General features: G+C 68.1%; 12 protein-coding genes and 2 pseudogenes. 4 read left to right on the forward strand and 10 right to left on the reverse strand.

What is annotated here, in order from left to right:
- Window positions 1-30 precede the first annotated feature (30 nt).
- A complete protein-coding gene (locus NI1_RS13960) occupies window positions 31-1,062 on the forward strand; it encodes an SDR family oxidoreductase (protein WP_067819662.1) in 1,032 nt (343 codons plus the stop codon).
- A gap of 127 nt (window positions 1,063-1,189) precedes the next feature.
- A complete protein-coding gene (locus NI1_RS13965; protein ID WP_067819665.1) occupies window positions 1,190-1,834 on the forward strand; it encodes a cysteine hydrolase family protein in 645 nt (214 codons plus the stop codon).
- Window positions 1,835-1,843: 9 nt separating this feature from the next.
- Here the strand turns inward: NI1_RS13965 and NI1_RS13970 are convergent, their stop codons facing one another.
- The 4 genes from NI1_RS13970 to NI1_RS13985 all read right to left on the reverse strand — a co-directional run bounded on the left by NI1_RS13970 (window position 1,844) and on the right by NI1_RS13985 (window position 6,557).
- On the reverse strand, window positions 1,844-4,123 hold the full coding sequence (locus NI1_RS13970) for an ATP-dependent DNA ligase (RefSeq protein WP_067819668.1): 2,280 nt from the start codon (window positions 4,121-4,123) through the stop codon (window positions 1,844-1,846).
- Window positions 4,124-4,307: 184 nt separating this feature from the next.
- Window positions 4,308-4,637, reverse strand: a complete 330-nt coding sequence (locus NI1_RS13975; RefSeq protein WP_084523165.1) for an antitoxin — start codon at window positions 4,635-4,637, stop codon at window positions 4,308-4,310.
- A 31-nt stretch (window positions 4,638-4,668) separates the two neighbouring features.
- Window positions 4,669-5,790 (reverse strand): MBL fold metallo-hydrolase, encoded by a 1,122-nt coding sequence (locus NI1_RS13980; protein ID WP_067819726.1) that lies wholly within the window; start codon window positions 5,788-5,790, stop codon window positions 4,669-4,671.
- A gap of 41 nt (window positions 5,791-5,831) precedes the next feature.
- Window positions 5,832-6,557, reverse strand: coding sequence for an enoyl-CoA hydratase (locus tag NI1_RS13985; RefSeq protein WP_067819672.1), 726 nt, complete (start codon window positions 6,555-6,557; stop codon window positions 5,832-5,834).
- Between the two features lie 69 nt (window positions 6,558-6,626).
- Here NI1_RS13985 and NI1_RS13990 point away from each other — a divergent pair, with 69 nt between their 5' ends.
- Window positions 6,627-7,760 (forward strand): NAD(P)-binding domain-containing protein, encoded by a 1,134-nt coding sequence (locus NI1_RS13990; RefSeq protein WP_067819678.1) that lies wholly within the window; start codon window positions 6,627-6,629, stop codon window positions 7,758-7,760.
- 10 nt (window positions 7,761-7,770) lie between these two features.
- On the opposite strand, the gene NI1_RS13995 is transcribed toward NI1_RS13990, so the two are convergent.
- From NI1_RS13995 to NI1_RS38660, 6 genes and pseudogenes are all read right to left on the reverse strand, one after another.
- Window positions 7,771-8,568 carry an aldo/keto reductase gene (locus NI1_RS13995; protein WP_067819729.1) on the reverse strand — a complete coding sequence of 266 codons (798 nt, stop codon included), beginning with the start codon at window positions 8,566-8,568 and terminating at the stop codon, window positions 7,771-7,773.
- A 142-nt stretch (window positions 8,569-8,710) separates the two neighbouring features.
- Complete coding sequence (locus tag NI1_RS14000) at window positions 8,711-10,261, reverse strand: carboxyl transferase domain-containing protein (RefSeq protein ID WP_067819681.1); 1,551 nt, start codon at window positions 10,259-10,261, stop codon at window positions 8,711-8,713.
- Between the two features lie 49 nt (window positions 10,262-10,310).
- Window positions 10,311-10,913 carry a GTP-binding protein gene (locus tag NI1_RS14005; RefSeq protein WP_174564489.1) on the reverse strand — a complete coding sequence of 201 codons (603 nt, stop codon included), beginning with the start codon at window positions 10,911-10,913 and terminating at the stop codon, window positions 10,311-10,313.
- Window positions 10,894-11,268 (reverse strand): annotated as a pseudogene (locus NI1_RS14010) (DUF742 domain-containing protein). The gene NI1_RS14005 and the pseudogene NI1_RS14010 overlap by 20 nt, the downstream one beginning before the upstream one ends.
- Before the next feature lie 7 nt (window positions 11,269-11,275).
- Window positions 11,276-11,690 (reverse strand): annotated as a pseudogene (locus NI1_RS14015) (roadblock/LC7 domain-containing protein).
- The gene (locus tag NI1_RS38660; protein ID WP_067819684.1) at window positions 11,687-12,244 is read right to left on the reverse strand and encodes a hypothetical protein; all 558 of its coding nucleotides are present in this window, start codon (window positions 12,242-12,244) and stop codon (window positions 11,687-11,689) included. The pseudogene NI1_RS14015 and the gene NI1_RS38660 overlap by 4 nt, the downstream one beginning before the upstream one ends.
- Before the next feature lie 30 nt (window positions 12,245-12,274).
- Between NI1_RS38660 and NI1_RS38665 the strand changes: the two genes are divergently transcribed.
- A partial coding sequence (locus NI1_RS38665) for a hypothetical protein (RefSeq protein ID WP_174564490.1) occupies window positions 12,275-12,689 on the forward strand: 415 nt, incomplete at its 3' end.

Consider the following 12,689-nt stretch of genomic DNA (forward strand, 5'->3'; position numbering starts at 1 on the left):
TTCTAAACACTGCTCAGATTGGAGTAGGGCATGTCAGATCTCGTCCTCGTCACCGGCGCCTCCGGATACCTCGCCGGGCACGTCAGCACCGAACTGCTGGCACACGGCTACCGGGTGCGCGGCACCATCCGGTCGGTGGCCCGCGCCCAGGCCGTGGCGGATGTGCTGCCCGGCGTCGAACTGGTCGAAGCCGATCTCGGCTCGGACGCGGGCTGGGACGACGCGGTCCGCGGCTGCCGCTTCGTCGTGCACACCGCCTCGCCGTTCCCGGGCAGCGTGCCCGATCACGAGGACGAGCTGATTCGCCCCGCCGTGGACGGCACCCTGCGGGTGCTGCGGGCGGCCGCCGCACACGGCATCGAACGCGTCGTGCTCACCTCGTCGATCGCGGCCGTGCGGGTCGGTCACGAGGATCGGGTGGCCACCGAAGCCGACTGGTCCGAGCTCGCCGCCTGCGACGCCTACGAGAAGAGCAAGACCCTGGCCGAGCGCGCCGCCTGGGATTTCGTGACCGAGCATCCGGAACTCGAACTGGCCGTGATGAATCCGGGCATGATCATCGGCCCGGTGCTGCGCCCCGAGTACGGCACCTCCGTGGACGGCATCCGCATCCTGCTCTCCGGCGAGATGCCCGGCGTCCCCCGCCTCAACTTCTCCACCGTCGACGTCCGCGACCTGGCCGTCGCCCACCGCCTCGGCCTGGAACTCCCGCAGGCCGCCGGCAATCGCTATGTCCTCACCGGCGAACAGGTTTCGTTCCCCGAGATGGCGAAGGCCCTCGCCACCCGCTACCGCGTCGCCACCCGCACCCTCCCCGACTGGCTGATCCGCCTGGTCGCCCGCTTCGATGCCAATGCCCGCATCGCCGCCCGCTACCTCGGCCGCGAGGAACACCTCAGCGCCGCCAAGGCGCGCCGCGAACTCGGCTGGGCCCAGCGCCCCCTCGAAACCACCCTGCTCGACACCGCCGAAAGCCTCATCCGCTTCGGCATCGTCGAGGATCCGGGCGCGGCCCGCGGTAAGCCCGCACCGCGGACCGGCGCCCAACCCGCCTCGGCCTGACCGCGGCGTCCGCCACCACCGGTCCGGTGCACCGAGTCCGAAAAGCGCGAGTCCGGACCCGGCCGCGACCACGCCCGCCACGAGTAGGCTCGGAGATCGAAAAGGCTTGGTGGAGCGGAGGATACGGATGCGGTACGGCAACGGGCTGGAGATTCCGGAGTCGCTGGAGGAGGTGTGCGCGCCGGAGAAGCTGGCGGTCATCGTGTACGACATGCAGGTGGGGGTGTTGTCGCAGCTGCCGGATGCGGAGCAGATCGTGGAGCGGGTCTCGAAGGTGGTGGCGGCGGCGCGGCGGGGCGGGTATCCGGTGATCTTCCTGCGGCACATGTTCCTGCCGAAGCGGTTGATGGGGCGGTTCGCGTTGCGGATGGCGATGGCCTGGCAGGGGGTGGACACCGTGGAGGCGGTGACCCCGATCTTGCAGCGGGATACGGCCGGGTTCCAGCTGGTTCCGGAGTTGCGGCCGCAGGAGGGGGAGATCGTCTTCGACAAGACGTCCATGTCGGCGTTCGAGGGGACGCCGCTCGCCTCCACGCTGCGCGACCTGGGGATCTGCGCCTATGCCATCTGCGGGGTGGCGCTGGAGATCGGGATCGCGCCCACCGTCACGCACTCCACCGATCTGGGGTTCATTCCGGTGGTGGTGGAGGACGCGGTGGGCGGGCGCGACGAGGCCGGATTGGCCCGGGCCTGGGACGAATTCGAATTCCAGGGGCATGCGCTGGTGGCCGATGTCGACACGCTGGTGCCGCTGCTGGAGAAGAGCGCCTGAGCGAAAAGCTCAGTCCGAGGCCGGAATCCAGGCGGGATGCCAGAGCCGGCCGGCCTCGGTCCAGTTCATGAAGCGGACCGTGCCGGTGAGCCGGGGCGTCACCCAGGTGGCGTCCTTGCGCTCCTCGGTGCTCAGTTCGTTGCCGAAGGGGCTGGTCTTGCGTTCCAGGCGGCGCAGCTGATCGGCCAGCTGACTCAGCTCCTGCTCGGTGAAACCGGTGCCTACCCGGCCCAGGTAATACAGCTCGCCCTGGTGCGGGACGCCGACCAGCAGCGAGGCGAATTGCCTTGCCTCCGAACGGCGATAGCCGCCGATCACCACCGACAGGGTGCGCCAATTGCGGGTCTTGAGCCACGATTGACCGCGCTTGCCCGGCAGGTACACCGAGTCGCGGCGCTTGGCGACCACACCCTCCATACCCTGCTCCTGGCTCGACCGCAGCGCCTCGGCTCCCGAACCCTCCAGGCGCGGCGGCACATTCAAGGAGGGCGCCTGCACGGCCAGCGCCTCCAGCACCCGCCGCCGATCCTCGTACCGCTTGCGCAGCAGTGAAGTTCCGTCCAGGTACAGCAGGTCGAAGGCCACGAATACCGCGCGGGCCGAATCCGCGCGCAACAGACCGAGATTCGCGCCGCCGTGGTCGTCGAAGACCACCGCCTCGCCGTCCAGCACGACGCGGTGCCCGGCCAATTCCTCGGCCAGCGCGCCGAGACCGGGATACTTCCCGGTCACCACATGCCCGGCGCGACTGCGCAATACGACGGCATCCTCCTCGATCTCGGCGATCAACCGGAAGCCGTCCCACTTGGGCTCGAAGGCCCAGTTCCCGGCGTCCAGGTTCGCCACTTCACCGGGCGTGGCCAGCATCGGCTGCAACCCGTGCGGGAACGGCGCATCGCTCTTGACGGCCGAATTCCGCTGCGCACCATTGCCTTCCGCTGCCGCGCCCTGATCCTTCATCAAATGCATGAGCCATTGATTGCCGTTGGTCTGGATGAGCGCGTAGCGCCCGTCCAGGCGCGCACCGTGGAATCGCACGATGACCTCGTCGTCGCGCCACTTCTCGGTCTCGTAGGTGCCGGTATCCCAGATGCTCATCTCCCCGCCGCCGTACTCGCCCTTGGGGATGGTGCCGTGGAAGGTCAGGTATTCGAGGGGATGATCCTCGGTGTGCACGGCCAGCCGGTTCTCGTGCGAATCGGTCGGCGGGCCCTTCGGCACCGCCCACGAGACCAGCACGCCTTCGCGTTCCAGCCGCACATCCCAATGCAGCCGCCGCGCATGGTGTTCCTGCACCACGAAGCGGTCGCCGGGGCCGGCCGCGGGCGGGCTGGGCGGCACCGGTTCCGGGGTGCGCCCGGCGTCACGCTTGGCGCGGTAGGTGTCGAGCCGGTCCGGTTCCGGCGCTCGCTCATCGCCCGGCACCGGATCATCGAGTCCGGCCAGCAGATCGCCCTGCGCCTGCCAGCGCTTCAGCACTTCGTCGAAGCGCAAGTGCCGCAGCTTCTTCCGCTGCTCGATCTCCGCCCAGGCGCGCGGCGCGGCCACCCAAGGTTCGGTGCGCCCGCGCAGGGAGTAGGGCGCGATGGTGGTCTTGGCCGGATTGTTCTGGCTCCAGTCCAGGAAGACCTTGTTCTCCCGCGCCGACTTCGCCATGGTGGCGGTGACCAGGTCCGGGCGCAGCTTCTGAAGATTCGTCGCCACCTGCTTCGCGACCGCGGACGCGCCATTGGGGCCGAGCTTGCGGTCCAGCGGCACATAGATGTGAATCCCCTTGGAGCCGCTGGTGACCGGGAAAGCCTCCAATCCCACGTCCCGCACCACATCGCGCAGGATCAAGGCGACTTCCGCGCACTGCGCCAGCCCCGCGCCCGGTCCCGGATCCAGGTCGAAGACCAGTCGCGTGATGGATCCCATCTCCGCACCGTCGAAACGCCATTGCGGCACATGCAATTCGAGGGCCGCCTGCTGGCCCAGCCACGCCATGCCGGCCACCGAATCGATGAGCGGATACACGACCGTGCGGTCGGAGTGCTGAACTTCCCGCCGCTCCAGCCATTTCGGGGCGTGATCGGGCAGATTCTTTTCGAAGAAGGAGGATTCGTCGACCCCGTTGGGCCAGCGCTTGCGGGTTACCGGCCGCTCGGCGATATGCGGCAGCAGGGCCGGGGCGATGGCGGTGAAATAGTCGATGACCTCGCCCTTGGTGGTCCCGGTCGCTGGGTACAGCACCTTGTCGAGGTTGGTCACTCCAACCTCAATACCCCCGAAATTTCTCCGGGACCCCATGACCAACAGTCTAAGCACCCCTCCCCGTCATTCCGGCGTGCTTTCGGCCGGAATCCACACAGCACCGTGTGTATCCCGGCCGAGAACATGCCGGGATGACGGGTGGGCGCGAAAAGGCAACGGGCCGTGCGGGTCACCGATGGCGCACCATCGGACCCGCACGGCCCGTGCGAAAAACGTTCGACTAAGCGGTCGGCTTGTCGTCCGGGGCGGGCTCCGCGGCCGGCGCCGGGGCGGGCTCGGGGGCCGGTGCGGCCGCCGCCTCGGTCGGTGCGGGCTCGGCCGGAGCCGGTTCCGCGGGGGCCTCGGCGGGCGCGGCCTCGGCCGTATCCGCCGGAATGGCGTTCTTCACCGCGTCCTTGCCCTTGTCGATGTGCGACGAGTACTTACCCTTGGTCTTCTCGTCGATCACCGCGCCGGCCTTGTCGACGGCTTGCTCGATCTTCTCGGCGTTCTGGGCCGCCACTTCCTTGCCCTTGCCGACCAAGCCCTTGAGCGTGTCCAAAAGACTCACAGCCCCTGCTCCTTCACTCTCGGTCCATCGGTCATTCGCGGACATCTTCCCACCACGTATCCCGTGGTGGGAGGCCAATCGGGTCGATCCGCTGTCCCGGCTTGGGGACCGCCGTGTCGGTGCCCGCGGCCTGTGCCGCTTCGACGAGCCGGCGCACCGGCTCCGACCAGCCGTGGAAGGCCAGATTGAAGGTGGCCCAGTGAATGGGGACCAGGAGCCCGTGGCCGGGATCGCCGACACACAGATCGGCGTGTGCCTGTACCGCCTCCTCGGGATTCATGTGTACGTCGGGCCAATGCCGGTCGTACGCGCCGATCGGCAGCAGTGTCAGATCGAACGGGCCCAAACGAGCGCCCGCCTCCGCGAATGCCTTGGTGTACCCGGTATCCCCACCGAAATAAACCCGACGGGTCGGTCCCGCAATCGACCAGGACGCCCACAGCGTGGTGTTGCGCACCAGCCCGCGCCCGGAGAAATGCCGCGCCTCCGAACAGGTGATCACCAGATCGGTGCCGTCCTCGTGCGCCCGCTCCAGCTCCGACAGCGAAACCGAAGTGCCCCAATCCAATTCGACGATGCGCCGCTCCGGCACGTTCCAGTGCCGCAGATGCGCGCCGATCCCGATCGGCACGATGAACACCGCGTCCTGCCCCGCCACCAGCGCGTCCACCGTCTCACGATCCAGATGGTCGTAATGGTCGTGCGAGATCAGCACCGCGTCCACCGGCGGCAGCGACTCCAGCGGCGACGGCACCGGATGCAGGCGGGCCGGACCCACCAGCGCCGACGGCGAAACCCGCTCGCTCCACACCGGATCGGTCAGCACCCGGTAGCCGTCCACCTCCACCAGACAGGTGGCGTGCCCGTACCAGGTGACCGCCAGATCGGCGGCCTGCTCCGGCAACTCCGGCGTGACCAGCGGGATGTTCCCCGGCGGCCGCCCGTTATTGCGCTGCGTCACCAGCTGATACAGCAATTCCAGCCCGGAGCCGGTGAGCTGGCTGCTCGGCTCGGTGTTGTGGAACTGCCCCTTGCGATAGGTGGTCGAACCCTTGGCGGTCGGCGCGATCGCCGATATGGACGCACCCATTGCGGAGGGAATGCCCCACGCCGCGCGCACCACCCAGGAAAGACCGAATGCTCCCGCTGCCATACCCACCAGTCTCCGCGAAGTCGCGGCGACGCGCTGCCCGTTCATCGGCCGACGAACTTCGCGGCGCGCTTCTCCTGCCGGGCCAGCCGCGCTTCGGCGGCATCGGCACTGGTCCACGCGGCGGCCAGGGCCTGCGCCTGCTCCTGCGTTCCGGCCTCGCGGGTGCCGTCCTCGTTGAGCACCAGCTTCATATGCCGCAGCGACAGCGGCGCGAGTTCGGCGATCTGCGCGGCCCATGCCTGCGCGTCGGCCAGGGTGCCGATCTTGTTGGCGAACCCGAAGTTGTAGGCGTCCTGCGCCGAGATGCGTTCCACCCCCATCAGGATGGTGCGCGCCGGACTCGATCCGATCATGGTCACCAGGCGCTTGATGGTCCAACGATCCACCGAGATACCGAGTTTCGCGGCCGGAATCGCGATGAACGAATCCTCGGTCATCACCCGCAGATCCGAGGCCATGGCCAATTGCACCCCGCCACCGACCGCACCGCCGTTGATGGCGGCGATCACCGGCACCGGCACCGTCTCGATGACGTGCAGCATGGCGAAGAGCGAATCCAGGAACTCCTGCGAATACACCCCGTCCAGATCCGCACCCGCGCTGAACAGCGGTCCCTGCCCGGTCAGGACGATCACCCGCGCGGTCGCCGCCGCCTCCTCGATCGCCGCGCGCAGCTGGGCCACCAGCTCGCCGTTGAGGGCGTTCCGGCGCTCCGGGCGTTGTAGTTCGATGGTGACGACCTCACCATCGCGGCTCACTCCGAGCATGTGTCCCTTCCCCGCTGTGCTGCATACCCTTGGTCATCAAACACTGTAAGCGGGCGTAACGTCGGCCCGGTGACAGCAACACCCGATGTCGACATCTTGATCATCGGTGCGGGTCAGGCCGGGCTCTCGGTCGGATACCACCTGCGCCGGCTGGGCCTGCGGCCCGAACACGACTTCCTGATCGTGGATCATTCGCCCGCACCGGGCGGGGCCTGGCAATTCCGGTGGCCGTCACTGACTTTGAGCACGGTGAACCGGGTGCACGATCTGCCGGGGATGTCGTTCGAGGAGACGCTGCCGCCGGGGTCGGAGAACGCGCAGGCCGCGACGGCGGTGCCGCACTACTTCGAGCTGTACGAGAAGCAGTTCGATCTGCGGGTGCAGCGACCGATCTCGGTGAGCGTGGTGTGCGACCGGGCCACCCCGGTCACCTGTCCGGACCGGGAGGTCGACGGGCTGCTGCACGCCGAGACGCGGGACGAGCGGACATTCAAGGTGCGCGGGCTGGTCAATGCCACAGGGACCTGGGACAAGCCGTTCATTCCCTATTACCGGGGCGCGGCGGAGTTCGCGGGGCGGCAGTTGCACGCCCACGACTACCGCAGCGCCGACGAGTTCGCGGGCAAAAGCGTGGTCGTGGTGGGTGGCGGGATCACGGCCATCCAACTGCTGGACGAGATTTCGCGTGTGGCTTCGACGACGTGGGTGACGCGGCGCGAACCCGTCTTCCGCCGTGGGGAATTCGCGCCGGAACAGGGGCGGGCCGCGGTGGCCATGGTCGAGGACCGGGTGCGGCGCGGATTGCCGCCGGGCTCGGTGGTTTCGGTGACCGGGCTGCCGGAATCGGATGCGGTGCGGGCGGCGCGCGCCCGCGGCGTCCTGGACCGCAAGCCCATGTTCGACCACATCGAAGCCGAGGGAATCCGCTGGGCGGACGGCACTTTCCAGCCCGCCGACGTGATCTTGTGGGCGACCGGATTCCGCAGCGCGCTGGATCATCTGGCCCCGCTGCGGCTGCGCGGGCCGGGCGGCGGGATCACCATGACCGGGCAGCTGGCCACCCAGGTGGCGGCCGACCCGCGGATTCATCTGATCGGATACGGGCCCTCGGCCAGCACCATCGGCGCGAACCGCGCGGGGCGGGCCGCGGCCGTGGAGCTGACCAAATACCTGGAGATTCCGGCCGAAAGCACGCCGGAATGACGAGGGCGGGTTATTGGGGCGCACCCGCTGTGAAGACGTCCGGATCCGGTCCGATGCGACCGCCGTTGTCCAGGGCCGAGATCCGGGCCATCTGATCGCCGTCGAGCTCGAAGTCGAAGATATTGAAGTTCTCGGCGATGCGGGACGGGGTGACCGACTTGGGGATCACCACATTGCCCAGCTGGATGTGCCAGCGCAGGATCACCTGGGCCGGGGTGCGGCCGGTCTGCTCGGCGATGGCGGCGATCACCGGATCCTTCAGCGCCGCGCCCTGACCGAGCGGGCTCCACGCCTCGGTGGCGATACCGTGCGCGGCATGGAAGGCGCGTAGCTCGGGCTGGGACAAATGCGGGTGCAGCTCGATCTGATTCACCACCGGCGTCTCACCGGTCTCGGCGATCACCCGCTCCAGGTGAGCCGCGGTGAAGTTCGAGACGCCGATGGACACCACGCGCCCCGACGCCTTGATGGCCTGCAAGGCGCGGAAGGTGTCCACGAACAATCCGGCCGACTCGATGGGCCAGTGAATGAGGTAGAGGTCCAGGTAATCGACGCCGAGCCGCTCCATGCTGGCGTCGAAGGCGCGCAGCGTGGCGTCGTAACCCTGGTCGGCATTCCACAGCTTGGTGGTCAGATAGACCTCGTCGCGCGGAATCCCGTACTCGCGGATGGCACGGCCGGTCTCGGTCTCGTTGCCGTAGACCGACGCGGTGTCGATGCTGCGGTAGCCGACCTCGAGCGCGGTGCTCACCGCGGCCACGGCATCGTCGGTGCTGACCTGGAAGACTCCGAAGCCGAGGCGCGGCATGACCGTGCCATCGTTCAGGATGGTGGAAGGCACTGGGCTGGTCTCGCTCCTGTAAGTCACCCAATCGACCGTAGGAGCGGTTCAACCGGGCGTCAACCACGTAGCCCGGCGTGTTAGCGCTGGTAGAGCGAGTGTGAAATTGCTAACTTTCAGCAACTCCGAGACGGCGGTAGCGCAACCGGCGGGCGGCGCGTAGTTCTTCAGGGGGTTTCGCGCGCAGTTCCGCGAGCTCACCGGCGATGGCGGCCACCATGCGCTGCGCGAAATCGACCGGTTCGTCTGCGGCATCGGGGTATTCGGGCACGATACGATCCACGATGCCGCTCGCCAGCAGGTCCTTGGCCCGAATGCCTTGCCGGGCCGCCATTTTCGGTGCGTGACGAATATCTCGGTAGACGATGGCGCTGGCCCCCTCCGGCGGCAGCGGCGCGAGCCAGCCGTTCGCGGCGGCCAGCACTCGATCCGACGGCAGCAGCGCGAGCGCTCCCCCGCCGCTGCCCTGACCCAGCAGCACCGAGACGGTCGGCGTATCCAAGGTGACGAGATCGGCTAGACAGCGGGCGATTTCGGGCGCGAGACCGCGCTCCTCGGCCTCCCGCGACAGCGAAGCGCCGGCGGTGTCGATCACCAGCACCAGCGGCACGCCGAGCTCCCCCGCCAGGGACATACTGCGCCGCGCCTCCCGCAACGCCGCAGGCCCCATGGTCTGCTCCGGCGACTGCCCGGCCCGGTCGTGCCCGAACACCACGCACGGCTGACCACGAAAGCGCGCCAGCGCGTGCACCACGGTACGGTCCAGCTCCCCTTGGCCGGTGCCGGACAAGGGAACTCGGTCGGTCACCTGCCGCAGCAGCTCCCGGATACCGGGCCGGTCGGCACGGCGCGAAATCAGCACGGACTGCCACGCCGGTGTGTCGTCGCTTTCTCGCAGCGCGGGCCCGTACAACTCGTGCCCGGCTTCGAATATCCCCACGCCATGATCGAAATCGCGTGGATCGCTTTCCTTTTCGGGCAGCGACTGGGGCTCGTCGCACAGAACGGTGAGGGAACGATGCGCGATACGACGGAAGATGGTCACCGGCACCACGCCGTCGATCACCCCACTGCGATAAAGGTTTTCGGCGGTCTGCACACCTTCGGGGAAGTCCTTGCCGTACAGGGCTTTGTAGACGCGCGGACCCAGGAACCCGATCAGCGCGCCCGGCTCGGCAAAGGTCATGTGCCCCAGCGAACCCCAGGACGCGAAGACCCCGCCCATGGTCGGGTCGCGCAGGTACACCAGGTACGGATGCCCGGCCGCCTTGTGCACCGCCACCGCACCGGCGATCTTCACCATCTGCACGAAAGCGACTGTGCCCTCTTGCATTCGGGTGCCACCGGAGGTCGGCGAGGCGAGCAGGGGCAGACCCAGCTCGGTCGCGCGCTCCACCGCCGACACGATGCGTTCGGCGGCCGCCACTCCCACACTCCCTGCGAGAAAAGCGAATTCGCACGCGATCACGGCGACTCGCCGTCCGCGCAGCAACCCCTCCCCGGTGAGCACCGACTCGTCGGTACCCGCCGTTGCCGCAGCGGCCAGCAGATCAGCCTCGTACTCGGACGAACGGGCGACCTCCAACGGAGGACGATCCCAGCTCACGAAGGATCCGGGATCGAGCAATTCGCCGAGCAGCTCCCGCGCCGAGATCTTCACGGCGCGAGCTTAACGGACCGCACCCCGGCGTTCCGGGATGACGAAAGCCCTAGAAGCCCTGCACAACCTTGCGCAAGGCGTACTCGGTGACCGCGACCAGCGCCTGCTTGACCGGCTCCCGGCGACGGGCGTCGATCGACATGATGGGCGTATCCGCCGGGACCGCGAGGGCCTGGCGAATATCCTCCACCGGGTACCGGGGCGCATCGTCGAACTCGTTGATGGCCACCAGGAAGGGTAGGTTGCGCGCCTCGAAGTAATCGACGGCCGCGAAACTATCCTCCAACCGGCGGGTGTCGACCAGCACCACCGCGCCGATGGCGCCGCGGATCAGGTCGTCCCACATGAACCAGAAGCGGTACTGGCCCGGCGTACCGAACAGGTACAGCACCAGGTCGTCGGCCAGGCTGATGCGGCCGAAGTCCATGGCCACCGTGGTGGTGGCCTTCGACGGGACTCCGGTCAGGGAGTCCACGCCGACACTGGCATTGGTCACCAAAGCCTCGGTGCGCAGCGGAACGATCTCCGACACAGCACCGACCAGGGTGGTCTTGCCGACACCGAAACCACCGGCGACCACGATCTTCGCCGACGTGGGCTTGCTGGTGCGCGTGTCGACCTGTGTCGTCGAATCAAATACGCCGGAGTCCACTGAGAACCCTTTCGATCAGCTCGCGACGTTCATCGTCGCTGGAATCGTCTTTCAATGTTGCCGATACCCGCACATGGCCGGCTTCGATGAGGTCGGCGACCAGCACCCTGGCTACCCCGATCGGGATACCCAGGCGTGCGGCTACTTCGGCAACCGACGGCGATTCTCTGCACAACTCCACGATTGACGTCTCGATATTGGTGAGTTAGAACTGCCGCTCTAGGGCGACCGGATGCGATGCGACGAGCGCCTCCAAGGCCAACTCCACCTTCGGCCGGGTGCGACCGGCCGTCAGCGAGTAGGGGCGGACGAGGCTTGGCTCGGCGCTACCGACGCGTTCGTTGTCTATGTCCATCCCGCCATCAGGAACCCATCGTGACGCGAGGTGTGGCCTGAACTGTCTGGCCCACTCGCTCGACCAACAACGCCATTTCGTAGCCCACCTGGCCGATGTCGCACGAAGTATTCGTGAGCACCGCCAGGTAAGAGCCGTCGCCGACCGCCATGAGCAGCAGGTAGCCGTGTTCCATCTCGACCACCGACTGGCAACACGGTGCCGCCCTCGAAAAGGTTCGAGACACCCACCGAGAGGCTGGCCAGGCCCGCGGTCACCGCGGACAGCTGTTCGGCACGATCCACGGGCAGCTGGGCGCTGGCGGCCATGAGTAGGCCGTCGGCGGACACGAGCACGGCATGCGCAACGCCGGGAACCTCATTGGCGAAGTTCGAAACCAGCCAATCCAGCTGTCGCTTCGTACCACCTAGATCGGGGTTCATCGGTCTCCTTTATCTCCGGTTAGGTTCATAGCTTTCATCGCGCGGCCGTCCCGGACGCCCTGCTGGTGACGACTGAGACTTGACCTGATGGATTCTGGGTCGCGATGGGCGGCCTTGTCAGCGTTTCCGTTGACACCGCCCGGCACGAGCCGGTTACCCGGATCGCGTTGCGGCAGACCGGCGGCCGTCCGCTTCTCCGCAGAGGATTCAACCGCGCGGCGCGCCGCCTGCCAACCCTCATCGCCCGGTGATTCGAAGGAAGCGGCCACCTGGGACCGGTCCGCGTTCGGATCCGACAGCCAGGCAGACATCATTTCGGCGAAAATCGGTGTGCCGAAAGACACATCGCTGTCGCCGGCGGCCGGCTGCAACCGGGTCTGGAAGAACGACGCCGCCTTCTGCGGATTCGACCGGAAGGAGTGCCGGCCGCGATCCTTGGGATCGCCGGAATCACCCTGCGGCAGACCGACACCCGGGATGGGCGCCGGACGCTGCGGCAGACCCGCGCCCGGATCGCGTACCGGAAGGCCGTTGGGCCCGCGCTGCGGCAGCACGTCGGGCAGCGGATCACGCAGCGGATCACGTTGCGGCAGACCGCCGCTCAGCGCGTCCCCACGCTGCGGGAGGCCACCGGCGGAATCACCGCGCTGCGGCAGACCGCTCGCGTCCCCACGCTGCGGGAGCCCGCCGGGCCCACGCTGCGGCAGGCCGTTCGCGTCACCACGCTGCGGCAGACCACCGGCCACACCGTCACGTGGCGGCAACCCGGCCGCCCCGTCACGCGAAGCCAGACCGTGCTTGCCCGACTCCCGCTGCGGCAGGCCGCCCGCGGAATCCCCGCGCTGCGGAAGACCATTCGCATCGCCACGCTGGGACCGACCGGTCCCGTTGGCGTCGCCACGCTGCGGGAGACCACCGGCGGCGTCACCACGCTGCGGCAGACCGCTCGCATCACCACGCTGCGGCAGACCGCCGGCGGCATCGCCACGCTGCGGGCGA

Origin of the sequence: Nocardia inohanensis NBRC 100128 (assembly GCF_001612945.1) — a bacterium.
In the GTDB taxonomy this organism is placed as follows: Bacteria; Actinomycetota; Actinomycetes; order Mycobacteriales; family Mycobacteriaceae; genus Nocardia; species Nocardia inohanensis.

Excerpts from the sequence above, each read along its gene's own strand:
- NI1_RS13965 (WP_067819665.1), top strand. The coding sequence starts at position 1,190 with ATGCGGTACGGCAACGGGCTGGAGATTCCGGAGTCGCTGGAGGAGGTG.
- NI1_RS13980 (WP_067819726.1), bottom strand. The coding sequence starts at position 5,790 with ATGGCAGCGGGAGCATTCGGTCTTTCCTGGGTGGTGCGCGCGGCGTGG.
- NI1_RS13960 (WP_067819662.1), top strand. The coding sequence starts at position 31 with ATGTCAGATCTCGTCCTCGTCACCGGCGCCTCCGGATACCTCGCCGGG.
- NI1_RS13970 (WP_067819668.1), bottom strand. The coding sequence starts at position 4,123 with ATGGGGTCCCGGAGAAATTTCGGGGGTATTGAGGTTGGAGTGACCAAC.
- NI1_RS13985 (WP_067819672.1), bottom strand. The coding sequence starts at position 6,557 with ATGCTCGGAGTGAGCCGCGATGGTGAGGTCGTCACCATCGAACTACAA.
- NI1_RS13995 (WP_067819729.1), bottom strand. The coding sequence starts at position 8,568 with ATGCCGCGCCTCGGCTTCGGAGTCTTCCAGGTCAGCACCGACGATGCC.